General features: G+C 57.1%; 20 protein-coding genes. 9 read left to right on the top strand and 11 right to left on the bottom strand.

Annotated elements, in window-relative coordinates; translation table 11 throughout:
• Window positions 1-39 precede the first annotated feature (39 nt).
• Window positions 40-1,005, top strand: a complete 966-nt coding sequence (gene hemH, locus F3J29_RS00910; RefSeq protein ID WP_008460250.1) for a ferrochelatase — start codon at window positions 40-42, stop codon at window positions 1,003-1,005.
• 60 nt (window positions 1,006-1,065) lie between these two features.
• A complete protein-coding gene (locus F3J29_RS00915) occupies window positions 1,066-2,370 on the top strand; it encodes an inosine/guanosine kinase (RefSeq protein ID WP_166862293.1) in 1,305 nt (434 codons plus the stop codon).
• A gap of 70 nt (window positions 2,371-2,440) precedes the next feature.
• Here the strand turns inward: F3J29_RS00915 and ybaL are convergent, their stop codons facing one another.
• Both ybaL and F3J29_RS00925 read right to left on the bottom strand, forming a co-directional pair.
• Window positions 2,441-4,117 carry a YbaL family putative K(+) efflux transporter gene (ybaL, locus tag F3J29_RS00920; RefSeq protein ID WP_166862295.1) on the bottom strand — a complete coding sequence of 559 codons (1,677 nt, stop codon included), beginning with the start codon at window positions 4,115-4,117 and terminating at the stop codon, window positions 2,441-2,443.
• 217 nt (window positions 4,118-4,334) lie between these two features.
• Complete coding sequence (locus F3J29_RS00925) at window positions 4,335-5,552, bottom strand: MFS transporter (RefSeq protein WP_008460246.1); 1,218 nt, start codon at window positions 5,550-5,552, stop codon at window positions 4,335-4,337.
• Between the two features lie 188 nt (window positions 5,553-5,740).
• On the opposite strand from F3J29_RS00925, the gene ushA reads away from it, so the two are divergent.
• The gene (ushA, locus tag F3J29_RS00930; RefSeq protein WP_166862297.1) at window positions 5,741-7,393 is read left to right on the top strand and encodes a bifunctional UDP-sugar hydrolase/5'-nucleotidase UshA; all 1,653 of its coding nucleotides are present in this window, start codon (window positions 5,741-5,743) and stop codon (window positions 7,391-7,393) included.
• Between the two features lie 3 nt (window positions 7,394-7,396).
• Here the strand turns inward: ushA and ybaK are convergent, their stop codons facing one another.
• From ybaK to copA, 3 genes are all read right to left on the bottom strand, one after another.
• Window positions 7,397-7,876, bottom strand: coding sequence for a Cys-tRNA(Pro)/Cys-tRNA(Cys) deacylase YbaK (gene ybaK, locus F3J29_RS00935; protein WP_166862299.1), 480 nt, complete (start codon window positions 7,874-7,876; stop codon window positions 7,397-7,399).
• A gap of 209 nt (window positions 7,877-8,085) precedes the next feature.
• Window positions 8,086-8,886, bottom strand: coding sequence for a TraB/GumN family protein (locus F3J29_RS00940; RefSeq protein ID WP_166862301.1), 801 nt, complete (start codon window positions 8,884-8,886; stop codon window positions 8,086-8,088).
• A 102-nt stretch (window positions 8,887-8,988) separates the two neighbouring features.
• The gene (copA, locus tag F3J29_RS00945; protein WP_166862303.1) at window positions 8,989-11,493 is read right to left on the bottom strand and encodes a copper-exporting P-type ATPase CopA; all 2,505 of its coding nucleotides are present in this window, start codon (window positions 11,491-11,493) and stop codon (window positions 8,989-8,991) included.
• Window positions 11,494-11,600: 107 nt separating this feature from the next.
• On the opposite strand from copA, the gene cueR reads away from it, so the two are divergent.
• Complete coding sequence (gene cueR, locus F3J29_RS00950) at window positions 11,601-12,011, top strand: Cu(I)-responsive transcriptional regulator (RefSeq protein ID WP_166862305.1); 411 nt, start codon at window positions 11,601-11,603, stop codon at window positions 12,009-12,011.
• Here cueR and F3J29_RS00955 read toward each other — a convergent pair.
• Both F3J29_RS00955 and F3J29_RS00960 read right to left on the bottom strand, forming a co-directional pair.
• Entirely contained in the window at window positions 12,008-12,454 is a 447-nt protein-coding gene (locus tag F3J29_RS00955) for an NfeD family protein (protein ID WP_166862307.1), read from the bottom strand. The genes cueR and F3J29_RS00955 overlap by 4 nt on opposite strands.
• Window positions 12,451-13,365, bottom strand: coding sequence for an SPFH domain-containing protein (locus tag F3J29_RS00960; RefSeq protein WP_008460237.1), 915 nt, complete (start codon window positions 13,363-13,365; stop codon window positions 12,451-12,453). Before F3J29_RS00960 ends, F3J29_RS00955 begins: the two co-directional genes overlap by 4 nt.
• A 243-nt stretch (window positions 13,366-13,608) precedes the next feature.
• Between F3J29_RS00960 and cfa the strand changes: the two genes are divergently transcribed.
• Window positions 13,609-14,760 carry a cyclopropane fatty acyl phospholipid synthase gene (cfa, locus tag F3J29_RS00965; RefSeq protein WP_166862309.1) on the top strand — a complete coding sequence of 384 codons (1,152 nt, stop codon included), beginning with the start codon at window positions 13,609-13,611 and terminating at the stop codon, window positions 14,758-14,760.
• A gap of 41 nt (window positions 14,761-14,801) precedes the next feature.
• Here cfa and F3J29_RS00970 read toward each other — a convergent pair whose 3' ends face one another.
• The 3 genes from F3J29_RS00970 to tesA form a co-directional block, all read right to left on the bottom strand.
• Window positions 14,802-15,656, bottom strand: a complete 855-nt coding sequence (locus F3J29_RS00970) for a co-chaperone YbbN (protein ID WP_039305479.1) — start codon at window positions 15,654-15,656, stop codon at window positions 14,802-14,804.
• A 59-nt stretch (window positions 15,657-15,715) separates the two neighbouring features.
• Complete coding sequence (locus F3J29_RS00975) at window positions 15,716-16,486, bottom strand: SDR family oxidoreductase (RefSeq protein WP_166862311.1); 771 nt, start codon at window positions 16,484-16,486, stop codon at window positions 15,716-15,718.
• 77 nt (window positions 16,487-16,563) lie between these two features.
• Entirely contained in the window at window positions 16,564-17,184 is a 621-nt protein-coding gene (tesA, locus tag F3J29_RS00980; RefSeq protein ID WP_166864843.1) for a multifunctional acyl-CoA thioesterase I/protease I/lysophospholipase L1, read from the bottom strand.
• Here tesA and ybbA point away from each other — a divergent pair.
• The 3 genes from ybbA to F3J29_RS00995 all read left to right on the top strand — a co-directional run bounded on the left by ybbA (window position 17,155) and on the right by F3J29_RS00995 (window position 21,625).
• On the top strand, window positions 17,155-17,841 hold the full coding sequence (gene ybbA / locus F3J29_RS00985) for a putative ABC transporter ATP-binding protein YbbA (RefSeq protein WP_126355349.1): 687 nt from the start codon (window positions 17,155-17,157) through the stop codon (window positions 17,839-17,841). The genes tesA and ybbA overlap by 30 nt on opposite strands.
• Window positions 17,838-20,252, top strand: coding sequence for a putative ABC transporter permease subunit YbbP (gene ybbP, locus F3J29_RS00990; RefSeq protein ID WP_166862313.1), 2,415 nt, complete (start codon window positions 17,838-17,840; stop codon window positions 20,250-20,252). Before ybbA ends, ybbP begins: the two co-directional genes overlap by 4 nt.
• A gap of 221 nt (window positions 20,253-20,473) precedes the next feature.
• Entirely contained in the window at window positions 20,474-21,625 is a 1,152-nt protein-coding gene (locus tag F3J29_RS00995; protein ID WP_166862315.1) for a porin, read from the top strand.
• A gap of 66 nt (window positions 21,626-21,691) precedes the next feature.
• On the opposite strand, the gene F3J29_RS01000 is transcribed toward F3J29_RS00995, so the two are convergent.
• Window positions 21,692-22,705 (bottom strand): helix-turn-helix domain-containing protein, encoded by a 1,014-nt coding sequence (locus F3J29_RS01000; protein ID WP_166862317.1) that lies wholly within the window; start codon window positions 22,703-22,705, stop codon window positions 21,692-21,694.
• 117 nt (window positions 22,706-22,822) lie between these two features.
• Here F3J29_RS01000 and F3J29_RS01005 point away from each other — a divergent pair, with 117 nt between their 5' ends.
• The gene (locus F3J29_RS01005) at window positions 22,823-24,301 is read left to right on the top strand and encodes an MFS transporter (protein WP_166862319.1); all 1,479 of its coding nucleotides are present in this window, start codon (window positions 22,823-22,825) and stop codon (window positions 24,299-24,301) included.
• The last annotated feature ends 210 nt before the right edge of the window (window positions 24,302-24,511 follow it).

Below are 24,511 nucleotides of genomic sequence, written 5' to 3' on the forward strand. Positions count from 1 at the left end.
ACGTTACAATTGACGGCAATTTATAGATAAGGGGTGGGAATGAATCAGGAAAAAATTGGCATCTTACTGGCTAACCTTGGTACGCCGAGCGCCCCGACGCCGGCGGCGGTCAACCGCTATCTTCGTCAGTTCCTGAGCGATAAGCGCGTGGTAGATACGCCTCGGCTATTGTGGTGGCCGCTGCTGCGTGGCGTCATTTTGCCGATCCGTTCACCGCGCGTCGCCAAACTCTATCAGTCCATCTGGATGGAGGAGGGCTCGCCCTTGATGGTATACAGCCGTCGGCAGGAAAAAGCGCTGGCACAGCAGCTGCCGGATACGCCGGTTGCGCTGGGGATGAGCTACGGCGAACCGTCGCTCAAAAGCGCCGTGGACGACCTCCTGGCGCAGAACGTGACGCACATTGTGGTGCTGCCGCTTTATCCGCAGTTTTCCTGTTCAACCGTGGCGGCGGTATGGGACGAGCTGGGGCGAATCTTTGCCGATTACCGCAGTCTGCCTTCTATTTCCCTGATTCGCGACTATGCCACAGAGCCGGCGTACATCAACGCCCTGGCGGCCTCGGTCAAACGCTCTTTTGCCGAACACGGCGAGCCGGACGTGCTGCTGCTCTCTTATCACGGCATTCCGCAGCGCTACGCGAACGAAGGCGATGATTACCCGCAGCGCTGCCGCGACACCACGCGTGAGCTGCTGAGCGCCCTTGAGCTACCGCCGGAAAAGGTGATGATGACCTACCAGTCCCGCTTTGGCCGCGAACCCTGGCTGATGCCGTACACTGACGAAACGTTGAAAATGCTGGCCGAAAAGGGCGTGAAGCATATTCAGGTGATGTGCCCGGGCTTCTCTGCTGACTGCCTGGAAACCCTGGAAGAGATGGCGGTCCAGAACCGGGAAGTGTTTATCGAGGCGGGCGGGACGAAATACGAGTACATTCCGGCGCTGAATGACGATCCGGCCCATATCGCGATGATGATGAATCTGGTGGAGCGGTATCGCAAATAGAAACCTGAGGCGGGGAATGCTACTATTCACCGCCTTATTATCCAGCCCCGTAACGACACCATGAAATTTCCCGGTAAACGCAAATCCAAACACTACTTCCCCGTCAGTGCCCGCGACCCGCTCTTACAGCAAACTCAGCCTGAAGCAGAAAGCGGCTCTTCCTGGGTGGTCGGCATCGACCAGACGCTGGTCGATATCGAAGCCAAAGTGGACGATGAGTTTGTACAGCGCTACGGGCTGAGTTTTGGCCACTCTCTGGTGATTGAGGATGACGTGGCCGACGCGCTCTACAAAGAGCTGGTCGACAACAACCTGATTACCCATCAGTTTGCCGGAGGCACCATCGGCAATACCATGCACAATTACTCGGTGCTGGCCGATGACCGCTCGGTGCTGCTCGGCGTCATGTGCCGCAATGTCGAGATCGGTAGCTACGCCTACCGCTACCTCTGCAATACCTCCAGCCGGACCGATCTTAACTACTTACAGGGCGTTGACGGCCCGATTGGCCGCTGCTTCACGCTGATTGGTGACCAGGGCGAGCGTACTTTTGCCATCAGCCCGGGCCACATGAACCAGCTGCGTGCGGAAAGCATTCCTGAAGAGGTGATTGCCGGGGCGTCCGCGCTGGTGCTGACCTCTTATCTGGTGCGCTGCAAGCCGGGTGAGCCGATGCCCGACGCCACCATGCAGGCGATTGCCTGGGCGAAGAAACACAACGTGCCGGTGGTGCTGACCCTGGGCACCAAATACGTGATTGCCGAGAACCCGGCCTGGTGGCAGGCCTTCCTGAGCGAGCACGTTTCGATCCTCGCGATGAACGAAGAGGAAGGCGAAGCGCTAACCGGTGAAAGCGATCCGCTGCTGGCCGCCGACAAGGCGCTGGACTGGGTGGATTTGGTACTTTGCACCGCCGGGCCTGTGGGGCTTTATATGGCTGGCTATACCGAAGAAACCGCGAAGCGTAAAACCCAGCATCCACTTCTGCCTGGCGCGATTGCCGAATTTAACCAGTTTGAGTTTAGCCGCGCGATGCGCCTGAAAGACTGCGCTGAACCGCTGCGAATTTACTCCCACATCGCGCCATACATGGGCGGTCCGGAGAAGATCATGAACACCAATGGCGCGGGAGACGGAGCGCTGGCGGCACTGCTCCACGATATCACTGCGAACAACTACCACCGCAGTAACGTGCCTAACTCCAGCAAGCATAAGCTGACCTGGCTGACTTATTCCTCGCTTGCCCAGGTGTGCAAATATGCCAACCGAGTGAGCTATCAGGTTCTGAATCAGCATTCTCCACGCCTGACGCGCGGCCTGCCGGAGCGGGAAGACAGCCTCGAAGAATCTTACTGGGAACGCTAAGCTGAAAAGCTGAGCCTGCAGGCTCAGCTGTTTTAACACGGGCAGGTGCCAGACCTGCCCTAAAAGAGAATTAACCCGTTACCGCTTCCTGCGCCACCGGCGGCACCAGCAGCCCAAGCATGGTGTTGGCAATCTCCCTTTCTCCCATCACAACCTGATTAGCACCACGCTCGGTGATGTAATCCACTTCGTCGTCGTAGTGCGCGCGGGCGATGATTTCGATGTCCGGGCATTTTTCTCTGGCCGTGGCGACGATTTCTCCCGCCTCGTAGCCGTTAGGAATGGTCAACAGCAGCCAGCGGGCGCAGTCCAGATGGGCCAGATTCATGATCTCTTCGTTAGCAGCATTGCCCAGCACGGCGCGGATCCCGCGCTCGCGCAGTTCATCAACCCGGCTGCGGGAGGTTTCGATCACCACCAATGGCACACCTTCGGCAATAAGTTTCTCGCCAAGCAAGCTACCCACGCGGCCATAGCCTACCAGCAGCGCGTGGTTGCAGATATCCACCGGGATTTGTTTTTCTTCCTCGATAGCCTCTTCGAGGGTTTGCTCGTCCAGGGTTTCGGTTTTCTCGAGGTAGCGCTCAAGTACGGCAAATAGAATTGGGTTCAGCATAATCGACAGAATGGCGCCTGCCAGTACCAAATTCTGCCCCGTTTGCGGCAGCAGGTTTAGCGCCATGCCGAGGCCGGCCAGAATAAAGGCAAATTCGCCGATCTGCGCGAGGCTGGTGGCGATGGTCAGTGCGGTACGCTGGGAATGGCCGAACATGCGTACCAGCAGAAATGCCGCCAGGGATTTACCGAAGATAATGATGGCCAGCGTGCCCAGCACCGCCAGAGGTTCCTGAATCAAAATCAGCGGGTCAAACAGCATGCCGACGGACACAAAGAACAGCACCGCAAACGCATCGCGTAGCGGCAGGGTGTCGTGTGCCGCGCGGTGGCTTAGCTCTGACTCATTCAGCACCATACCGGCAAAGAAGGCACCCAGCGCAAAGGAGACATCAAACAGCTCAACCGCGCCGAACGCGATGCCCAGCGCCAGCGCCAGTACGGACAGGGTAAACAGCTCCCGGGAGCCCGTCGCCGCGCTGCGAGCCAGAATCCACGGCACAAGGCGGCGGCCTACCAGCATCATCAGGGCGATAAACGCCGCGACCTTCCCAATGGTGATAGCCATATCCAGGCTCAGAGAAACCAGCCCAACGTTGCCTTTTTCCAGCATACCGGCGACGGCTGGCAGCAGCACCAGAGTCAGCACCATCACCAAATCTTCGACAATCAGCCAGCCGATGGCAATTTGCCCTCGCTGAGTATCAATCAGCTGCCTTTCTTCAAGCGCGCGGAGCAGCACGACGGTGCTTGCCGTCGACAAACAGAGACCAAAGACGATACCGGTCATTATCGACCAGCCCATCAGCCATGAAAGCGCCATGCCCAGCAGCGTCGCGACGCCAATTTGCGCGACGGCGCCGGGGATGGCGATGGCCTTTACCGCCATCAAATCCTTCAATGAAAAATGCAGCCCGACGCCGAACATCAGCAGAATCACGCCTAATTCCGCCAGCTCAGGGGCAAGTTTGGTATCAGCAACAAAACCGGGAGTAAAAGGCCCCGCCAGCACGCCAGCTAATAAATAGCCCACCAGCGGAGATATGCGCAGCTTGTTAGCCAGCATACCCAGTAAAAAAGCGAGCACGAGACCACCAACAATGGTGGTGATAAGCGGTGTGGCGTGATGCATTCCGTCTCCTTTGGTTGGCCGATGTTCCAAAACGTTCTGTTACACAGTTTATGACAAATTCTTTATCGGCGTTTATGAATAATTGTTGAATTTTGAATAAAAAGCGCATTTCGATAAAAAATAGGCTCTGAGTAGCATTTAACTCAGTTATCTGGGGCGACTGCCAGAAGGGTATGGAGACAGGATGCGGCCAAAGCAATACTTTGGCCGCTAAAATCTAGGCTTTGTGGCGGTTATCGGGCAGGAATATTGTCATAATGCCAAGTAGCGGTAAGAAGGCACATATTTTATAGACCAACTCAATGCTGGTATGGTCAGCAATTAACCCGAGCACGGCTGCGCCCAGGCCGCCCATTCCAAAGGCAAAACCGAAAAACAGCCCGGAAACCATGCCTATACGGCCAGGAAGTAGCTCCTGGGCATACACCAGGATGGCGGAAAAAGCGGAGGCCAAAATAAAGCCAATGATCACCGTCAGGACGCCCGTCCAGTAAAGTGATGCGTAGGGTAAAACAAGGGTAAATGGCGCCACGCCGAGGATTGAGCCCCAAATCACGTATTTTCTGCCAATTTTATCCCCTACGGGGCCACCGATCACCGTGCCTGCCGCGACGGCAAACAGGAAAGCGAACAGGTGAATCTGGGCGTTTTGTACGGATAATCCGAATTTTTGCATCAGGTAGAAGGTGAAGTAGCTGCTGATGCTCGCCATATAAAAGTACTTAGAGAAGATCAGCAGCAACAGAATCGAGACTGCCAGAATAACCTTGTTGCGCGGCAGCGGGTTGACCACCGGCACCGCAGGGCGGCTTTTGGCGATTTTATGCTGAGCGGCGTACCAGCGGCTGATTTGCAGCAGAACCACGATAGCCAGCAGAGCAGCGAGCACAAACCACGCCACGTTCCCCTTGCCGTAAGGCGCGATAATAATAGCTGCCAGCAATGGCCCCAGAGAGCTGCCGAAGTTACCGCCCACCTGGAACAGCGACTGCGCCAGCCCGTGACGGCCACCGGATGCCATACGCGCCACGCGCGAGGACTCAGGGTGGAAGACGGACGAACCCGTGCCCACCAGCGCCGCCGCGACCAGAACGGCAGGGAAACTGCCCGCCAGCGCCAGCAGCACCAGCCCGCAAAGGGTAAAGCACATGCCGATCGGCAGCGACCACGGCATCGGGTATTTATCGGTGTAGTAACCCACCAGCGGCTGCAGCAGCGATGAAGAGAGCTGGAAGGTCAGGGTTATCATCCCGATTTGCATAAAGCTCAGGGAAAACTCAGCCTGTAGTAGCGGATAGATAGCCAGAATTAGCGACTGGATCATGTCGTTGAGCAAGTGGGAGAGGCTTATAGCGCCGAGGATCCCAAATGCGGTGCGCGCTTTTTTTTGCTCCGGGGGCGTACCCGGCTGCGTGAGGGTTTGAGAGCTTGCCATAATTACCTGTACGAACGGTTATTGTTTTTAGAGCGGGCGACGCAGGAAATCGCCCGGAAGAAATTCTTACCCTGCTAACATACTCGCGCAGCGGATTTGAAGAAAGTCGCATTTCGGAAAAGATAGCTGTCTATCCTGATGGCTATCTGTTATTTCTGCGCAGTTACATTTTGACATGGAGATTTGCAATGCGGTTTGCTGCTAAAACAATAACCACGGCGCTGCTGGTGGCATTGGGTTTAACCAGCGCTTCAGCGCTGGCCTGGGAAAAAGACAAGACCTATAAAATTACGATCCTTCACACCAACGATCATCACGGCCATTTCTGGCGCAATGAATACTCTGAGTACGGCCTGGCGGCACAAAAAACGCTGGTAGACAGCGTGCGTAAGGAAGTCGCGGCAGAGGGGGGCAGCGTGCTGTTGTTGTCCGGCGGCGACATTAACACCGGTGTGCCGGAATCTGACCTGCAGGATGCTGAACCGGACTTTCGCGGCATGAGCCTGATCGGCTATGACGCCATGGCCGTCGGCAACCACGAATTCGACAATCCGCTGTCCGTGCTGCGCCAGCAGGAAAAATGGGCGAAGTTCCCGCTGCTGTCCGCCAACATTTATCAGAAAAGCACCGGCGAGCGCCTGTTTAAGCCCTACGCGATTTTTAAACCCCAGGGCATTAAAGTGGCGGTTATTGGCCTGACCACTGATGACACGGCCAAAATCGGTAATCCGGAATATTTCACCGACATTGAATTCCGCAAGCCTGCGGAGGAAGCCAAACTGGTGATTCAGGAGTTGCAGGGCACCGAAAAGCCTGACGTGATCATCGCCGCAACCCATATGGGCCACTACGATAACGGCAACCACGGCTCGAATGCGCCAGGCGATGTCGAAATGGCAAGAAGCCTGCCGGAAGGCGCGCTGACGATGATTGTGGGTGGTCACTCACAGGATCCGGTCTGCATGGCGCAGGAAAACCAGAAGCAGAAAGATTATGTGCCGGGCACGCCTTGCGCGCCGGACAGGCAAAATGGCACCTGGATTGTGCAGGCGCATGAGTGGGGCAAATACGTCGGGCGGGCAGATTTTGAGTTCCGCAACGGCGAGATGAAACTGGTGCACTATCAGCTGATCCCCATCAACCTGAAAAAGAAAATTACCTACGACAACGGGCAAAGTGAGCGCGTACTTTACACGCCTGAAATCGCCGAAAATCAGCAGATGCTCTCCCTGCTGACGCCGTTCCAGAACAAAGGCCAGGCCGCGCTGAAGGTGAAAGTGGGCAGCGTGAACGGGCATCTGGAAGGGGATCGTAGCAAAGTGCGCTTTGTGCAGACTAACCTGGCGCGCGTATTGCTGGCGGCACAAATGGCGCGAACCAGCGCGGACTTTGCGGTGATGAGCGGCGGCGGCGTGCGTGATTCTATCGAGGCAGGGAACATTACCTATAAAGATGTGCTCAAAGTGCAGCCGTTCGGCAACACCGTGGTTTATATCGATATGAACGGTAAAGATGTAGAGGAATACCTGACGGCGGTGGCGCAGAAAACGCCGGACTCAGGCGCTTACCCGCAGTTCTCTAACGTCAGCTTCACCTCAACCGGCGGCAAGCTGAGCAACCTGAAAATCAAAGACCAGCCGATTGATCCGGCCAAAACCTACCGCATGGCCACGCTGAGCTTCAACGGCACCGGCGGCGACGGTTACCCGGAAATCGATAAAAAGCCGGGGTACGTCAATACCGGTTTTGTCGACGCGGAAGTCCTGAAACAGTACATCGAACAGAACTCCCCGCTGGACGTAAATACTTACCAACCTAAGGGTGAGGTCAGCTGGAACTAAGCGTTAATCGCGGCGGGCGATATCGGCGAAGCTGGCCTCCAGCAGTTTCGCCAGATCGCTTGCCGCGAGTTCGATATCCAGCCCGCGCTTGCCGCCTGAAATGTAGATGCTGGCAAATTCCTGCGCTGGAGCATCAATCACCGTTGGCAGGCGCTTTTTCTGCCCCAGCGGACTTATGCCGCCTACCAGATAACCGGTGATCCGCTGCGCGACCATTGGGTCCGCCATTTCAACTTTTTTCACGCCCAGCGCCTTAGCGACCTTTTTCAGGTCAAGCTGCCCGGCAACCGGCGTTACCGCCACGGCGAGATGTTTCATGTCGCCATTCATCGCCACCAGCAGCGTTTTATAGACCTGGTCGGCATTCAGCCCCAGTTTGCGCACCACTTCGTCACCAAAGTTGGTTTCCAGCGGATCGTGCTCATAGGCATGAATTTGAAAGCTGATTTTATTTTTTTCGAGGAGTTTTACCGCGGGAGTCATGGTTTCCTTCTTTATTCGTTGTTGTGAAAACGCACAAAATAGTAATCATAGTGATATACTTGACGAGTAATATAGCGCTACACAATAGTGATGGCGTAAACCATCACATTGAGCGACAATTCAGCTTCGGTTGCTTCGGCAGCCGGGATAAACAGAATAATAAATGAAATTCCTCTTTGACGGGCCAATAGAAATATTGGCCATTTTTTTTACCCTTTTTTCAGCATTTCTGGCAGGTTACCTTCGCCGTAAAGATGCAATGCCCCGACGGCAACCACATAGCGCCCGGCGGGCAGCTGTTGCAGAAACGTCTGCCACTGGCGATTTCGCTGATGCATCAACACGTCATACAGCGCATCGCCAAAAGTGTTCGGCAACGCAATATTGCCCTGCTGCGGTGGCGTTTCCAGCCACCAGCCAATCATGATCTGCAGCAGCCGGGCGTTGGTGTGCCAGTGCTCCAGCGTGTCGTTCAGCAGCGGCAGTCCACCCTCAGGCAACCCTTTCAGCAGATCTATCTGGCTTTGCGCGCCTTCAAGCTCGGTGACCGGCACGCCGTGGCGCTGCGCGGCTTCCAGCAGCTGATAGTCAATGCCGTAGTCAGGGCGAAGACCAAGCCGCTGGGCCTGATGCGCCTGTAAAATCAACGCCACCTGCCAGGCGGGCTGGTGCTCAATGCTACTCAGCGAAATACCTAACTCACTGCACAGGCTCAGCACATGCTGGTAGTCGCCCGGAGCCAGACGCGCCTCCAGTTCGATGTCTTCCGCTATTTCGCTGAACGGCGAATCGCCGGAGCGGATATCCGCCTCGACAATCAGGGCATCTGCCGCGCGAAGTTTTTCCACCAGGCGAGCGGAGAGCGGAGCCATGTCCCGGGTGCCCATATGAATGCTGCCCACGAGGTGCAAATGGCGCTTGCCGGGGAGCGTGATATCAAGGGCAGGCCAGGGATAAGTGGAGGCTGTCAGGCTGGAGAGCAGTGCGCTAAGACGTTGGAACAAACCCATATCGCGATTCCCTGGCTAAAAAGCCATGCTAACGCCCTGGGCTGGAAGGGGAAAGTAAAAAGTCGGCCTTCCGCTCAAAAGGAGAAGAAGGCCGCAAAGAGATTATTCTTTGGGTTTAAAGCGCAGCAGTCGGTTGGCATTGCTGACCACGGTGATGGAAGACAGCGCCATTGCGGCACCGGCAACCACCGGATTGAGCAACGTGCCGGTCAGCGGGTACAGCACGCCAGCGGCAATCGGAATGCCAAGCGTGTTGTACACGAAGGCACCCATCAGGTTTTGCTTCATGTTTCGCAGCGTGGCTTTTGAAATAGCCAGCGCATCGGCAACGCCCACCAGGCTGTGGCGCATCAGGGTAATGGCGGCGGTTTCAATGGCGACGTCGCTGCCGCCGCCCATCGCAATCCCCACCTCGGCCTGAGCCAGCGCCGGGGCATCGTTAATGCCGTCGCCGACCATCGCCACCTGCCGACCCTGCTGTTGCAGCCGTTTGATAGCGTCCGCTTTGCCGTCCGGCAGTACGCCCGCAATCACCTCATCAATGCCGACTTCTTTGGCGATAGCGTTGGCGGTTACCGGGTTATCGCCGGTGAGCATCACTAAGCGATAGCCGTTGCGATGCAGGCGCTGGAGCGCACTGACGCTGTCGCTGCGAAGCGGGTCGCGTATGGCCAGCAGCGCCATGAGCTGGCCGTCTGCCGCAAGCAGCACCGGGGTTGCGCCCAGGCGAGCCTGAGCATCAATGCTGTCGGCAAGCGGCTGAGTGTCCACGCCCTGCTCGTCGAGCAACGCTTTGTTGCCCAGCAGCAGTTGGTGCCCGTCCACGTCACCGCTGACGCCCAGCCCGCGCAGAGTGCGGAACGAGCTGACTTCGGGCAGCGTTGAACCGCCTGCTTTTTCAATAATGGCACGGGCCAGCGGGTGGCTTGAACCCTGCTCAAGCGCGGCCGCAAGGCGTATCGCCTGCATTTCATCCACGTCGGGGCGGGTTTCCACGGCAACCACCTGCGGTTTGCCTTCTGTCAGCGTGCCCGTTTTGTCAAAGACCACGGTATCAAGCGTGCTGGCGCGCTGCAGCGCATCGGCATCACGAACCAGAACGCCAAATTCTGCGGCACGGCCTACGCCTGAAATAATAGACATCGGCGTGGCCAGGCCCAGGGCGCAAGGGCAGGCGATAATCAGCACCGTGGTGGCGATAACCAGGGTGTAAACGATTTGCGGTGCAGGGCCGACGAAGTACCAGATGGCGGCGCTAATCAGCGCGATAGCGACAACGACCGGCACAAAAACGGCAGAAATTTTATCGGCAAGCTGGCCGATTTCCGGCTTGCTGCTTTGTGCCTGGCGAACCATGCGGATGATGCGCGACAGCGTTGTGTGGCTGCCGGTTGCGGTGGCGGTGAACAGCACGCTGCCGTCCTGCACGACGGTACCGGCGTGAATCCCGTCACCGTTCGATTTTTGCATCGGCACCGGCTCGCCGGTCAGCATTGCTTCGTCGAACCAGGCCTCGCCCTGGGTGATTTCGCCGTCAACCGGCACGCGGTCGCCGGTGGTCAGGCGCAGCGTCATTCCGGCGGTAACTTCCGCCAGTGGTAAAGTTTTTTCGCCTTGTTCCGTCACCACTCGCGCGGTTGGCGGCGTTAAATCCAGCAGGCGTTCAAGCGCTTTAGAAGAGCGCTGGCGCGCGCGCTGCTCAAGCATATGCCCGAGGTTTATCAGGCCGATGATCATCGCGCTGGCCTCGTAGTAGAGGTGGCGGGCTTCCATCGGGAAGTGCTGCGGCCAGATATTCACGGTAATCGAATAGAGCCAGGCCGCGCCGGTGCCGAGGGCGACGAGCGTGTCCATGGTGGCCGCGCGGTTCATCAGGCTGCGCCAGGCGCTACGATAAAAATGACCGCCAGCAAAAACCATCACCGCAAGGGTAATCATACCGATGGTCAGCCACAGGGAGCGGTTGCTCTCGGTGACCATCATGTTGTCGCCGATCATGCCCCAGATCATCACCGGGATCCCGACGACGAGGGCGACAATCGCCTGCCAGCGGAAGCGTTTCATGGCGGCGTTCGCCGTTTCCTGCTGGCGCTCGCGGCGTTTCCGATCGTCTTCAATCGCTTCGGCACCGTAGCCGGCACTTTCCACGGCTTTGACCAGCGATTCTGCGGAGGCGGTGCCCATCACCAGCGCGCTGCGCTCCGCAAGGTTAACCCGTGCCTGGCTGACGCCCGGTACATTTTGTAAGGCATTTTGCACCCGGGAGACGCAGCTGGCGCAGCTCATACCGTTGATTAGCAACTGCAGGCTGTCATCGTCGGTAGACGCTGCCGGAAGCGAAGGGGCGACCGCTGTCAGTGCTTCCGACGGAGTTGATGACTCTGCCAGCGGTTCAGCCTTTGGGTGGCTGGCGACTTCTGCACCGTATCCCGCTTGTTGGACGGTTTCCACTAAGGCTTCCGGCGTGGCGCTGCCGGTAACGCGGGCGTGGGTTTGGGTGACTTCAGCCTGCTCAACGTCTGCACGCTGCTCGAGGCTCTCTTTGACGCGTTTAACACAATGGCCGCAGGTCAGGCCATCCAGATTCAGATCCACAATGTGTGACATCAGGAGACTCCTGTATGATGGTGAGGTGAAATATTGACCGAAAGGATGATTCGGTTAACTATGAAAGAGGTTAAACCTTCCATCAAGGGGAAGGTCAAGGAGCAAAAATGAATATTAGCGATGTGGCGAAAAAAACCGGGCTAACCAGCAAGGCGATTCGTTTTTACGAAGAGAAAGGGCTGGTTACGCCGCCGTTTCGAGCCGACAACGGCTACCGCAGCTATACGCAAAAGCATCTGGATGAGCTGACGCTGCTGCGCCAGGCCCGTCAGGTCGGATTTAATCTGGAAGAGTGCAAAGAGCTGGTGGGCCTGTTTAACGATCCGGCCCGGCACAGCGCGGACGTAAAAGCCCGCACCTTGCAAAAAGTCGCGGATATCGAGCGGCACATTGTTGAACTGCAGAATATGCGCCAGCATTTGCTGACGCTGGCGGAAGCCTGCCCGGGCGATGACAGCGCCGATTGCCCGATCATCGACAATCTTTCCGGCTGCTGCCACCGCCATGAGATAAACTAAACCGCTTTAATTTTGAGCGTAATGCCTTCCACGGCCAGCACCACAACTTCGCAACCCGCCGGTAAATCCTCATCGGCGGTGACTGGCCAGCTGCTGTCGGCCACGCGAACGTGCCCCCGGCCGTTCACCAGCGCGGTTTCGAGACGGAAACGACGGCCTACCAGCTGTTGGCCGCGCTGATTCAGCACTTCTCCCGGAATTTGCTGCCTGCGGCTTGAGAGCCAGCGCCACCATAGAAAGGCGGCAACCAGCGTCAGCAGGGCAAAGCAGACGCCCTGCGTTTCCCAGCCAAGGGGCAGCAGCCAGACCAGCAGGCCGGTTATCACCGCTGCGACGCCGCTCCACAGCAGATAGCCGCTGGCGCCGAGCATCTCCGCCGCCAGCAGCAGTCCGCCAAGCGCAAGCCAGAAGACGTGCGGATGCGCGAGAATGCTGTCGATCATTTTTTACGCTCGGTACCGCTCTGGGCGATAAGTTCACTGATCCCGGCGATGGAGCCCATCAGGCTGGAGGCATCCAGCGGCATCAGCACCACTTTGCTGTTATTGGCCGACCCGATTTGCTGCAGCGCGTCGGTGTATTTCTGGGCCACGAAGTAGTTCACCGCCTGAATATCCCCTTTGGCGATAGCTTCAGACACCATCTGCGTGGCGCGGGCTTCTGCTTCAGCGCTACGCTCGCGGGCTTCCGCCTCAAGGAACGCAGACTGACGCTCACCTTCAGCTTTCAGGATCTTCGACTGCTTTTCACCTTCGGCTTTGACGATTTCCGCCTGGCGGATCCCTTCGGCCTCAAGAATATAGGCGCGCTTGGTACGTTCAGCTTTCATCTGGGCGTTCATCGCATCAATCAGCTCGGCCGGTGGGCGCACGTCACGGATTTCGATACGGGTGATTTTAATGCCCCACGGGTTGGTGGCTTCGTCGACGATGTGCAGCAGACGGGTGTTGATGTTGTCGCGCTGGGACAGCATTTCATCCAGCTCCATCGAGCCGAGCACGGTACGGATGTTGGTCATCGTCAGGTTGATGATGGCCAGCTCAAGGTTGCTGACTTCATAGGCGGCGCGCGGGGCGTCAACCACCTGAATAAAGCACACGGCGTCAATGGCGACGTTGGCGTTATCTTTGGAAATGACTTCCTGAGAAGGGATGTCGAGCACCTGTTCCATCATGTTGATTTTGCGGCCCACGCGATCCATAAACGGCACCACAAGATTCAGGCCTGGCATCAGGGTTTTGGTGTAGCGGCCAAAGCGTTCAACGGTCCATTGGAAGCCCTGGGGCACGATTTTTACCCCGGCAGCCACAATCACCAGCGCCACGAGAATTAATACGGGGATCACGATAAGCATTAAAAAAACCTCCTGTTTGTTTTGCATTCAGTCTAACCGCTTAACCTGAAACATTCAGCAACATCCCTGTACCCGAGAAGAATTAATTGCTGTTTTTATTTTTATTATGCCTAAATGGAATGATTTTCATGGAGTAAGTTCATTTCACGCATGGTGTTAGCAGGCGTAGTATCGAATGCTTCGGCAGCTCGCGCTATCGGGCGAGCGGTATTTGGCAAGAATACTTATCCCGGTGAGGAAGCAATGGGAACAATAATAGCTGAGCAGCATCAGGCGAATAACAACCGCTGGCAGAAAATTGTGGAAGAATTAATTTCACCCATGGCGATTGATATTGACGGCAACGGCCCGGCAGATATTCGGGTGAACAATCCAGACTTCTTCAAGCGAATATTACAGGAAGGTTCTCTCGGCCTGGGTGAAAGTTATATGGATGGCTGGTGGGACTGCGACCGGCTGGATATTTTATTTACCCATATTTTGCGCCACGGTCTGGACAGCAAAATGCCGAAGCATTTCTCCGACCTGCTGCGTATTGCCGGGGCCAGAGTCTTTAATTTGCAGTCTCGCAAACGCGCCTGGATAGTCGGCAAAGAACATTACGATATTGGCAACGATCTTTTTGCCGCGATGCTCGATCCGTATATGCAATATTCCTGCGGCTACTGGAAAGACGCGGAAAATCTGGCAGAGGCGCAGCGTAACAAGCTGCGGATGATCTGCGAAAAACTGCAGCTCAAAGCGGGCATGAAGCTGCTGGATATCGGCTGCGGCTGGGGCGGACTGGCGCAGTATGCTGCGCAGGAATATGGCGTCTCCGTCGTCGGCGTAACTATTTCGGCGGAACAGCAAAAAATGGCCCAGGATCGCTGCCGGGGCTTGGACGTCGAGATCCTGCTGCAGGATTATCGCGACCTCAACAGCAAATTTGATCGCATTGTTTCCGTGGGCATGTTCGAACACGTCGGGCCAAAAAACTACAATACCTATTTTGAAGTTGCAGCCCGCAATTTAAAACCTGATGGCCTGTTCCTGCTGCATACCATTGGTTCGAATGAAACGGATTTAAACGTCGATCCATGGATCAACAAATACATCTTCCCTAACGGCTGTTTGCCCTCGGTGCGCCACATTGCCAGCGCCAGTGAAAAACATTTTATTATGGAGGACTGGCACAATATCGGGGCCGATTACGACAGAACGCTGATGGCCTGGTACGATAATTTCCTCCGCTGCTGGCCTAATATCTCGCGTAATTATGACGAGCGCTTCAAGAGGATGTTTAGCTATTATTTGAACGCCTGTGCGGGCGCATTTCGCGCGAGGAATATTCAGCTTTGGCAGGTATTGCTGAGCCCTAATGGGGTGGACGGCGGGATCCGCGTTTACCGATAAACAAAAGGCCGGAATATCCGGCCTTTTTTCGTTTTAACTGATTAATACATCAACGCATAAATCTGACGGCGATATTTGGATGCCAGCGCGTCGCCGGTGCCCAGCGCGGCCAGAATCTCCATCATCATTTTGCGTGCCTGGCCGTCAGCGGCGCCCAGGTCTTTTTTAAGGTGGGTATAAAGCAGCTCCAGCGCTTCTTCGTTCCGGCCGACCTGATGCAGCTGCAGCGCGAGCTGGCTGGCGAGCTGGGCGTTGTCCGGCTCGTTTTGAACCTGCTGCTGCAGCTGCTGAATTTCCGGCGTGTCGGCGGCCTGTTTCAGCAGTTCAATCTGGGAAACCAGCGCCTGATAGCGGGTGTCCTGGTCCTGCAGAGGCACGGTTTTCAGCACCGCTTCGGCGTCTTCGCTGCGGTTCAGGGCAATCTGTACTTCCGCCAGCAGCAGGCCAATTTCGCTGTTCTGGCCAGACAGCTGCCACGCATCTTTCAGCAGCGGCAGGGCTTCAGCGTGTTTACCTTCCTGCATTAATTCTACGGCCTGCTGGGCTTTCAGCTCTTCTTCACGCGGCAGCACTTTGTCGAGCAAGGCGCGAATCGCTTCTTCCGGCTGCGGGCCCTGGAAGCCGTCCACCGGCTGACCGTTCTGGAACAGATAGACGGTAGGAATGGAGCGCAGGCCAAACTGCGAAGCCACCATTTGCTCGGCGTCGCAGTCAACTTTGGCGAGAATAAACTGGCCGCTGTATTGGGCCGCGAGTTTGTCCAGGACCGGCGTGAGCTGCTCGCAATGCTGGCTGCGGGCAGACCAGAAATAAAACAGCACGGGCTTAGCCATGGACTGTTCCAGCGTCTGGTGCAGGTTCGCTTCGGTAATATTGATAATGTTTTCTGCGGACATGGGCGATTCTCTGTTAAGCATTTGTTTTTTTACATGGGGGCTGAGGCCAGGACTTCAACTCAGCGACGTAAAATTTTGTCCATTGCGCACGCTGGCAGCAGGCGGCGCAGCACGGTAATCACGTGGGTCACCACGGTGACCGGGTAGCGCAGCTTCGGCCTTGGGCTTTCAAAAGCATGGCGTACTTTCGCTACCACCGCCTCCGGGCCGAGGGTAAACCGTGCTGCAATCCCCGGATTCTCTACCGGTTTGTCGCTTTGGGTTTGATTGACATTATCGGTAAAGCGGGTGCGGATCGGCCCCGGCTCAATCAGGCTGACTTTGATCCCGCTGTGGCGAAGCTCCATACGCAGCGCGTCGGACCAGGCTTCCAGCGCGTATTTACTGGCGGCGTAGGCCCCGCGCCCCGGCGTGGAAATCAGCCCCATCACCGAGCTTGTCATCACGATGCGGCCTTCATGATGAGGCTGCATGGCCGGCAGCAGCAGCATGGTGAGCTGGTGTGTGCCGAAGAAGTTGGTGGAAAATTGTTGCTCAAGCTGTTCGCGGGAAATGGCGTTCAGCGGGCCATACACACCGTAGCCACCGTTATTAAACAGCCCGTACAGGCGGTTGCCGGTGATGGCAATCACTTCGGCGGCGGCGCGTTGGACGCTTTCCGCATCGTCAAGATCGAGCTCAATGCCGGTAAACCCAAGCTGATTCATGCGCTCTACATCGGCTGGTTTGCGGCAGGCGGCGAGAATGTTATAGCCAAGCTTCTGTAGCTCCTGCGCGCTGGCTAAGCCAATCCCGCTGGAGCAGCCTGTTATTAAAACGGATTTTTGCATAACTTTACCCGAAGGGCGCCCCGATTATTTATCAGTCGTGTTTAACTATCTCGTTGTATCCGACGCGGCTGTGCCGGTTATTTAGAGAGTAGCGGAGTCAGCCGCGTCGCCATCCAGTCGGCGATAAACGGCTGAGCATCCCGATTAGGGTGAATGCCGTCATCCTGCATCCATTGCGGTTTCAGATACACCTCCTCCATAAAGAACGGGAGCAGGGGAATATCAAACGCTTTGGCAAGCTGCGGATAAATAGCGCTAAACGCCTCATTATAGCGGCGTCCGTAGTTGGCGGGCAGGCGAATTTGCATCAGCATCGGCTGCGCACCGGCAGCCTTCACGTCGGTGATAACCTGGTTGAGGGTTTTTTCTACCGCCTGAGGCTGGAACCCACGCAGGCCGTCGTTGCCGCCAAGCTCCACTAAAACCCAGCGGGGCTGGTGCTGTTTTAACAGCGCCGGCAGGCGAGCCAGGCCCTGCGCCGCGGTATCGCCGCTGATGCTCGCATTCACGACTTTTGTACCCTGCGGCTGCCATTTGGCATCCAGCAGGGCGGGCCAGGCGCTGGTGGCCGCCATACGGTAACCGGCGCTCAGGCTATCGCCTAAAATCAATAACGTGTCCGCCGCCGCGGCGCGGAAAGTCATCAAAGCCAGAAACAGGAAGGGCAAATGCCAGCGGAAAACATTGTTGAAGTTCATCATCTTAGTAAGTCCGTGGGTCAGGGTGAACACGAGCTTTCCATCCTTACCGGAGTTGAGCTGGTTGTCAAACCGGCCGAAACCATCGCCCTGATTGGTGAGTCAGGATCGGGCAAGTCCACGCTGCTGGCGATTCTGGCCGGGCTTGATGACGGCACGGACGGCGAAGTTCACCTTTGCGGGCAGCCGCTGCACAGCATGGATGAAGAGGCCAGGGCGGCGCTGCGCGCCAAAAACGTCGGCTTTGTGTTTCAGTCCTTTATGCTGGTGCCCACCCTTAATGCTCTGGAAAACGTGGAGCTTCCTTCGCTGCTGCGCGGCGAAAACAGTTCGGCCAGCCGGGCGCAGGCTAAAGCGCTGCTGGAACAGCTGGGCTTAGGCAAACGCCTCGATCACCTGCCCGCTCAGCTATCTGGCGGGGAGCAGCAGCGCGTGGCGCTGGCTCGCGCGTTTAACGGCAAGCCGGGCGTGCTGTTTGCCGATGAGCCCACCGGGAACCTCGACAGGCAAACCGGCGACCGCATTGCCGACCTGCTGTTTTCCCTCAACCGTGATTTCTCCACCACGCTTATCCTCGTTACCCACGACGAACAGCTGGCGGCACGCTGCGACCGTCGCCTGCGGCTGCGCGAAGGCAAACTGTGGGAGGAAGCATGATAGCCCGCTGGTTCTGGCGCGAGTGGCGCTCTCCCTCGCTGCTGATTGTCTGGCTGGCGCTTAGCCTGGCGGTGGCCTGCGTGCTGGCGCTGGGCAGCATCAGCGACAGAATGGAAAAAGGGCTCAGTCAGCAAAGCCGCGAATACATGGCGGGCGACCGGACGTTGCGCAGCGCCCGCGCCGTACCGGACGAGTGGCTGATTCAGGCCCAAAGCGATGGCTTAAAGGTCGGCAAACAGCTGAGCTTCGCCACCATGACCTTTGCCGGGGACACGCCGCAGCTGGCCGATGTGAAAGCGGTCGACGGCGTGTATCCGATGTACGGGGAACTGGAAACCAGCCCGCCGGGCCTGAAGCCTGAGCCGGGCACCGCACTGCTTGCCCCGCGCCTGCTGGCTTTGCTTAACCTGAAAGTGGGCGACAACATTGACGTGGGCGACGCCACGCTGCGTATTGTCGGGCAGGTAATTCAGGAGCCGGATGCCGGGTTTAACCCGTTCCAGATTGCGCCGCGCCTGATGATGAACCTGGCCGATGTCGAGAAAACCGGAGCGGTGCAGCCCGGCAGCCGCATTAGCTGGCGCTACAAGTTTGGTGGTACCCCGCAGCAGCTGCAGCAGTATGAAAACTACCTGCTGCCAAAGCTGAAGCCGGAGCAGCGCTGGATCGGCATGGAGCAGGATGAAGGTGCGCTGGGTAAATCCCTGGAGCGTTCGCAGCAGTTCCTGCTGCTTTCCGCCCTGCTGACGCTGCTGCTGGCCGTGGCCGCGATTGCCGTGGCGATGAGCCATTACTGCCGCAGCCGCTATGACCTGGTGGCGATCCTGAAAACGCTGGGGGCGGGCAGGACGGCGCTACGGAAGCTGATTATAGGGCAGTGGCTGATGGTGCTGGTGCTCTCGGCCATTGCCGGAGGTGCCGTCGGCTTGATGTTTGAGGCCGCGCTGATGCAACTATTGAAGCCGGTGCTGCCTGCCGCGCTGCCGCCTGCGAGCCTGTGGCCGTGGGTGTGGGCTATCGGCGCGATGGTGACAATCTCCGTGCTGGTGGGGCTGCGTCCGTATCGGCTGCTGCTGGCCACTCAGCCATTGCGCGTCCTGCGTCGTGACGCCGTGGCCAACGTCTGGCCGCTGAAAATTTATCTGCCGGTCATCAGCGTTGTGGTGGTGCTATTGCTGGCGTTGTTAATGGGCGGCAGTGCGCTGCTTTGGGCGGTGCTGGCGGGCACGCTGGTGCTTGCGGCGCTGTGCGGCCTCGTCGGCTGGGGCGTCCTGAAGCTGCTGAAAAAGCTGACGCTGAAAAACCTGGCCCTGCGTCTGGCGGTTAACCGTCTGCTGCGCCAGCCGTGGGCGACGCTCAGCCAGCTGGCGGCGTTCTCGCTGTCGTTTATGCTGCTGGCGCTGCTGCTGGTGCTGCGCGGGGATTTACTGGACAGATGGCAGCAGCAGCTGCCGCCGGAAAGCCCGAACTACTTCCTGGTGAACATTGCGCCGGAGCAGGTTCAACCGGTGAAAACCTTCCTTGCGGACCATCAGGTGATCCCGGAGTCGTTCTACCCCATCGTGCGGGCGCGCATGACGGCGATTAACAGCCAGTCCACCGAGGGCAATCCAGATGAGGCGCTGAACCGCGAGTTGAATCTGACCTGGCAAAGTCAGAAGCCCGATCATAACCCGATCCTGGCGGGAAGCTGGCCGCCAAAGGCCGGGGAAGTGTCGATGGATGACGGCGTGGCGAAACGCCTGAACATTAAAGTCGGCGACAGCGTGACCTTTATGGGGGATACCCAGGACTTCACCGCGAAGGTCACCAGCCTGCGCAAAGTGGACTGGGAAAGCCTGCGGCCAAACTTCTACTTTATCTTCCCGCCGGGCGCGCTGGACGGGCAGCCGCAGAGCTGGCTGACCAGCTTCCGCTGGGAGGGGAATAATGGCCTGCTGACCCAGCTTAACCGAGAGTTTCCGACCGTCAGCCTGCTGGATATCGGGGCTATCCTGAAACAAATCGGCCAGGTGCTGGAGCAGGTCAGCCGCGCGCTTGAGGTGATGGTGGTGCTGGTGACCGCCTGCGGCCTGCTGCTGTTGCTGGCTCAGGTGCAGGTAGGTATGCGCCAGCGTCATCAGGAGCTGGTGGTTTACCGCACGCTGGGCGCGGGCAAAAAGCTGCTCAGAACCACGCTGTGGTGCGAGTTTGCCGTGCTGGGGCTGGTGTCCGGCCTGGTGGCGGCCATCGGCGCCGAAACGGCGCTGGGCGTACTGCAAACGCGCGTGTTCGACTTCCCGTGGGAGCCGGATTTGCGCCTGTGGGTCGTGCTGCCGGTGACCGGGGCGGTATTGCTGTCGCTTTGCGGCGGCTGGCTGGGCGTTCGTTTGCTGAAAGGGAAGGCGCTGTTCCGCCAGTTTGTCGTCTGAGGAGGCCGGGCAGGGATGCCCGGCGATCGCTATAAACTTTGTTATATTTCGCATTTTATTGCGTTAGAACATATTTTCTGCATTTATTGATGTTTTTTTAATATCTATTAAGAAAAGACTGAGTGATAACCGCACAAATTAATAAAAATCCTTCATAAAACCGGACTTAATAAGCGTTAATATGCCCCGCTTATAATAAAGATGGTTACTAAGGATTACAGATGAAATCAAATTTGCGCGCTTTACCATTACTGATTGGGGCCGGCCTGCTTGCAGGTATGGCGTCTTTCGCTGCTAACGCAGAAATCACCGTTCTGAAGCAAGATCCGCAGGCCGGGAACCCGCTCAGCCGCCTCAACTTCACCGTGGGCGGCAGTATTCGTCCCCAGTTTAATATGATGTCCGGGGACGGTGATAAAGGCTCTTACAAACGTAATGGCTTTGACGGCGGCACCCGTTTCCGCTTCGCGGCTGATTATTATCTGTTCGATGATATTAGCTGGATCAGCTATTACGAGCTGGGCGTGAATATTCCTGCGGTATTTGATTGGGATAACCACTATGCAGAAGGCGCGAACAATACCACTCGCCGTATGCTGTACACCGGCCTGAAAAGCAAAACCTGGGGTCAGTTGACCTACGGCCAGCAAAACAGCATCTACTATGATGTGGTTGGCGCGAAAACCGATATCTGGGACTACGACATGATCGGTCAGGCTCCAGGTAACGGCATGAACGGCGACTACGACGGTTCTTACCGTTCCCGCAACATGCTGAAGTACAAAAACACCTTCGGCGATGCGGACGTGTACGCTTCTTACCTGTTTGAAGATCACGACATCCGTGCCACCAACGGCATGCGCTACAAGCGTAAAGGCGGCGGCTCTCTGGGCGTGGATTACCACATCACCAAAGACCTGACCTGGGGTACCGCATGGAACTACACCCGTGCCGACATGCGTAACCCGAACGACGGCGACAGCAAGTCTTACAACCAGAATATCTACGGTACGGCGCTGAGCTGGAAACCGGACAACTGGACGTTCAGCTTCGGCGGCGGCTGGTACCAGAACTTCCTGACCACCAAGCTGAAAGACGTGAACAACTACTTCTCCGGCGACGCGTGGGGCATCGAGTACTTCGCGGGTTACACCATCCCGGTTGGCCAGTACGCGGTGAAATCCGTGCAGCCATACTTCATGGGTGACCGTCTGCAGTACGTGACCGGCCGCAGCTACCAGCGCATCGATAACGGTGTGGGCGTGAGCTTCAAGCTGGATTACGGCTTCCAGGTGGACTACGAACACGTCTTCACCTCCAGCACCGACAACCTGGGCGACATGAACCTGGTTCGTCTGCGCTACGATTTCTAATCGTGCCTCTGGCGGGTGGCAGCCTTGCTGCCCGCCTCATCCAGCGTTTCCTGCCTTATTTTTTATCTATTCAGAAACGGGTAAGCATGTTCGGGCCCTGAAGGCTTTGCGCCACTGTGTGGGCGTGGTTTTAAAACGCAGCCTGAAGTGATGCCGGAGTGTTTCCGCTGAGCCGAATCCAGACTGCTCTGCCACCTGGTCAATGCTGAATTTCTCGCTTTCCAGCAGCGCACAAGCCTTTTCCAACCGGAGGCTGAGCATCCACTCGCCCGGCGTGGTGCCGGTGGCATCTTTGAACCGGCGGATGAAGGTGCGGCGGCTCATGCCCGCTTGCCTGGCTAACTGCTCAATCACCAGGGGTGCATTGAGGTGGTGGCGCAAGTCATCCAGCAACGGCGCCAGACTTTTGGTGCGGCGTTTAGGCACGGGCTGTTGAACCCTCTGTGCCTGGCTACCTTCCCGTAACGGGGGCGTAATCATGCGCTGCGCAGTCCGGTTGGCGATTTCAATCCCGTAATCACGACGAATAAGATGCAGGCAGAGATCGACCCCGGCGGCGCCGCCTGCGGAGGTGATCAGGCTGCCCTCATCGACGTAGATCATGCTGTGCTCTACCTGCACCGCAGGGAACCTGCTCGCGAGGATCTCGGTGCTGTTCCAGTGGGCGGTGGCTCGCTTGCCGTCCAGTAATCCTGTTTCGCAGAGAATAAAACTGCCGGCGCAAATCGACACTATGCGGCAACCGTTGTAGTGGGCGCGCTGTAAGGCGGCAATCAGCGGCGCCGGGGCCGGTTCAAAAACATTTCGCCAGCCGGGGATGACAATGGTTCCGGCGTCTTCCAGCAGTTCCAGTCCGCCATCCACCACTAAACGCACGCCGCCCTGAGCGTCAAAAACGCCATTTTCTAACGACGCGACGCGCAAATCATAGAGAGGCTGGCCGAGCACTTCGTCCACGCGGCCAAAAGCTTCGACGGCAATCCCGAACTCAAAAGTGCAGAGACACTGATAGGCCAGCACAACCAGCCGTCGATTTTTCGGTCTAAAAGCGCGGTCTTGATCTGGAGAGATGCCTGGCATGGTTGTCCTGTCTCTAAAAATGGCACGATCTTGACGATATCTGACCTGAGCGTCGATTTCTACTCCACCCCGAATCTTTCATGCTGGCACCTTCTTAACGTTTGGCAGGAAATCAGTATGAAAAATCTCTTAGCGTTGATGGCGGTTTGCTTAGCCGCGTTGATGTCGGGCCTGGAAATATCCAGCGTCCCGGTTATCCTGCCGGTGCTGGAAAAGCAGATGCAGGCCAATTTCCGCGAACTGCAATGGATCATGAATGCTTACACCCTCTCCTGCACCGCGGTGCTGATGGCCACGGGGACGCTGGCGGATAAATATGGCCGCAAGCGTATTTTTATTATCAGCATTATTGGGTTTGGCCTGACCTCGCTCCTCTGTGGTCTGTCCCGGACGCCCGAATGGCTTATTGTGGGGCGCTTTTTGCAGGGACTGAGCGGCGGGGCGATGTTAACCAGCCTGATTGCCATCCTGTCGGTTCAGTTTCCGGAAGGAAAAGCGCGCAGCCGGGCGTTTTCCGCCTGGGGGATCACCTTTGGTTTTGGACTGGGATTTGGCCCCGTCATTGGCGGCGTGCTGGAGGCGTGGTTTGGCTGGCAATGGGTATTTCTGATCCACGGCGTGATTGCCTTGCTCACTCTGGCCCTGACGCTGAAAAATGTTATCGAGTCGCGGGAAAATACCGCGAAGCCGCTGGATGTTGCGGGCCTGATGACGTTGGGCGTGGGCGTGGTGGGGGCGACGTGGCTCATCACCCAGGGCGGGAGCATCGGCTGGGCCAGCCAGGAAGCCCAGTTTATCTTGCTGGGCACGTTTATCAGCCTGGCGTTGTTCGTCGTTATTGAGCTCCGCCACCCGCATCCTATGTTTGATTTCTCCGTTTTTCGGATCAGACCGTTCTCCGGCGCGCTAATGGGATCTGTGGGGATGAATTTCAGCTTCTGGCCGCTGATGATTTATCTGCCGGTTTATTACCAGATTGGGAAGGGCTACAGCATTATGGAGACCGGCATGGCGCTGCTGGCCTACACCTTGCCCACGCTATTAATGCCGCCGGTCGGTGAGAGGCTCGTGCTGCGCTTTGGGGCCGCACGCATCATCCCGCTGGGTCTGCTTGCTATCGGCCTGGGATTTGTGCTGATGAGATTGGGCGTTATCTATCACGTCAGTTTGCTGCCGGGCGCAATACTCTCGGGCATGGCGCTGGGGTTAATCAATACCCCGGTCACCAACACTACTACGGGCGCCGTGGCCGCTAGCCGCGTGGGCATGGCTTCCGGGATTGATATCAGTTCACGCCTAATTACCCTCGCCATCAATATTGCGTTAATGGGGAGCCTGCTGGTGGCGGGGATAGCCGAAAGTTTACAGAGCCATATCGACAGCGTGAGCGAACGGTATGCCCTGGCCGAACAGATAGCCGGCGGCACCAGAGCCACGCTCAGCAGCGACATGATTATTCAGGCGCTGAATAATGGTTTTTCTGGCGTGCTGACCTACGGCGCAGTAGGCGTGGGCTGTTTGTCGCTGGCGAGTTATTTGCTGTTCAATGTCAAAACAAACGTTAAGCGCAAACGGGCGGCATCCTGCCCTGATTAAGCTCATCTCAATGCAAAGCGGGTTTTCCGCTTTGCATTGTCGTTATTCGCAAAAGCTCAGCCCATGCCCGCCGCGCCTTCTCCCGCGAGCAAGATGAAATATTTTCAATTAACCCTGTTAACGGAATGTGCCATCTTATTCTGTCCAGTTGGATCAACGACTTAGTAAGCGGCCCGTGAAAGAGGCTCGCCTCAGGACACCACACATCAT

This window comes from Enterobacter sp. Cy-643, assembly GCF_011752815.1.
In the GTDB taxonomy this organism is placed as follows: domain Bacteria; phylum Pseudomonadota; class Gammaproteobacteria; order Enterobacterales; family Enterobacteriaceae; genus Cedecea.

Excerpts from the sequence above, each read along its gene's own strand:
- F3J29_RS01005 (WP_166862319.1), top strand. The coding sequence starts at position 22,823 with ATGAAAAATCTCTTAGCGTTGATGGCGGTTTGCTTAGCCGCGTTGATG.
- F3J29_RS00955 (WP_166862307.1), bottom strand. The coding sequence starts at position 12,454 with ATGATCGACAGCATTCTCGCGCATCCGCACGTCTTCTGGCTTGCGCTT.
- F3J29_RS00925 (WP_008460246.1), bottom strand. The coding sequence starts at position 5,552 with ATGGCAAGCTCTCAAACCCTCACGCAGCCGGGTACGCCCCCGGAGCAA.
- cfa (WP_166862309.1), top strand. The coding sequence starts at position 13,609 with ATGGGAACAATAATAGCTGAGCAGCATCAGGCGAATAACAACCGCTGG.
- ybbP (WP_166862313.1), top strand. The coding sequence starts at position 17,838 with ATGATAGCCCGCTGGTTCTGGCGCGAGTGGCGCTCTCCCTCGCTGCTG.
- hemH (WP_008460250.1), top strand. The coding sequence starts at position 40 with ATGAATCAGGAAAAAATTGGCATCTTACTGGCTAACCTTGGTACGCCG.
- F3J29_RS00995 (WP_166862315.1), top strand. The coding sequence starts at position 20,474 with ATGAAATCAAATTTGCGCGCTTTACCATTACTGATTGGGGCCGGCCTG.
- copA (WP_166862303.1), bottom strand. The coding sequence starts at position 11,493 with ATGTCACACATTGTGGATCTGAATCTGGATGGCCTGACCTGCGGCCAT.
- F3J29_RS00940 (WP_166862301.1), bottom strand. The coding sequence starts at position 8,886 with ATGGGTTTGTTCCAACGTCTTAGCGCACTGCTCTCCAGCCTGACAGCC.
- F3J29_RS00960 (WP_008460237.1), bottom strand. The coding sequence starts at position 13,365 with ATGCTTATCGTGATCCCCGTATTAATTCTCGTGGCGCTGGTGATTGTG.
- F3J29_RS00915 (WP_166862293.1), top strand. The coding sequence starts at position 1,066 with ATGAAATTTCCCGGTAAACGCAAATCCAAACACTACTTCCCCGTCAGT.
- ybaK (WP_166862299.1), bottom strand. The coding sequence starts at position 7,876 with ATGACTCCCGCGGTAAAACTCCTCGAAAAAAATAAAATCAGCTTTCAA.
- F3J29_RS01000 (WP_166862317.1), bottom strand. The coding sequence starts at position 22,705 with ATGCCAGGCATCTCTCCAGATCAAGACCGCGCTTTTAGACCGAAAAAT.
- F3J29_RS00970 (WP_039305479.1), bottom strand. The coding sequence starts at position 15,656 with ATGTCCGCAGAAAACATTATCAATATTACCGAAGCGAACCTGCACCAG.
- ybbA (WP_126355349.1), top strand. The coding sequence starts at position 17,155 with ATGCCAGCGGAAAACATTGTTGAAGTTCATCATCTTAGTAAGTCCGTG.
- ybaL (WP_166862295.1), bottom strand. The coding sequence starts at position 4,117 with ATGCATCACGCCACACCGCTTATCACCACCATTGTTGGTGGTCTCGTG.
- cueR (WP_166862305.1), top strand. The coding sequence starts at position 11,601 with ATGAATATTAGCGATGTGGCGAAAAAAACCGGGCTAACCAGCAAGGCG.
- F3J29_RS00975 (WP_166862311.1), bottom strand. The coding sequence starts at position 16,486 with ATGCAAAAATCCGTTTTAATAACAGGCTGCTCCAGCGGGATTGGCTTA.
- ushA (WP_166862297.1), top strand. The coding sequence starts at position 5,741 with ATGCGGTTTGCTGCTAAAACAATAACCACGGCGCTGCTGGTGGCATTG.
- tesA (WP_166864843.1), bottom strand. The coding sequence starts at position 17,184 with ATGAACTTCAACAATGTTTTCCGCTGGCATTTGCCCTTCCTGTTTCTG.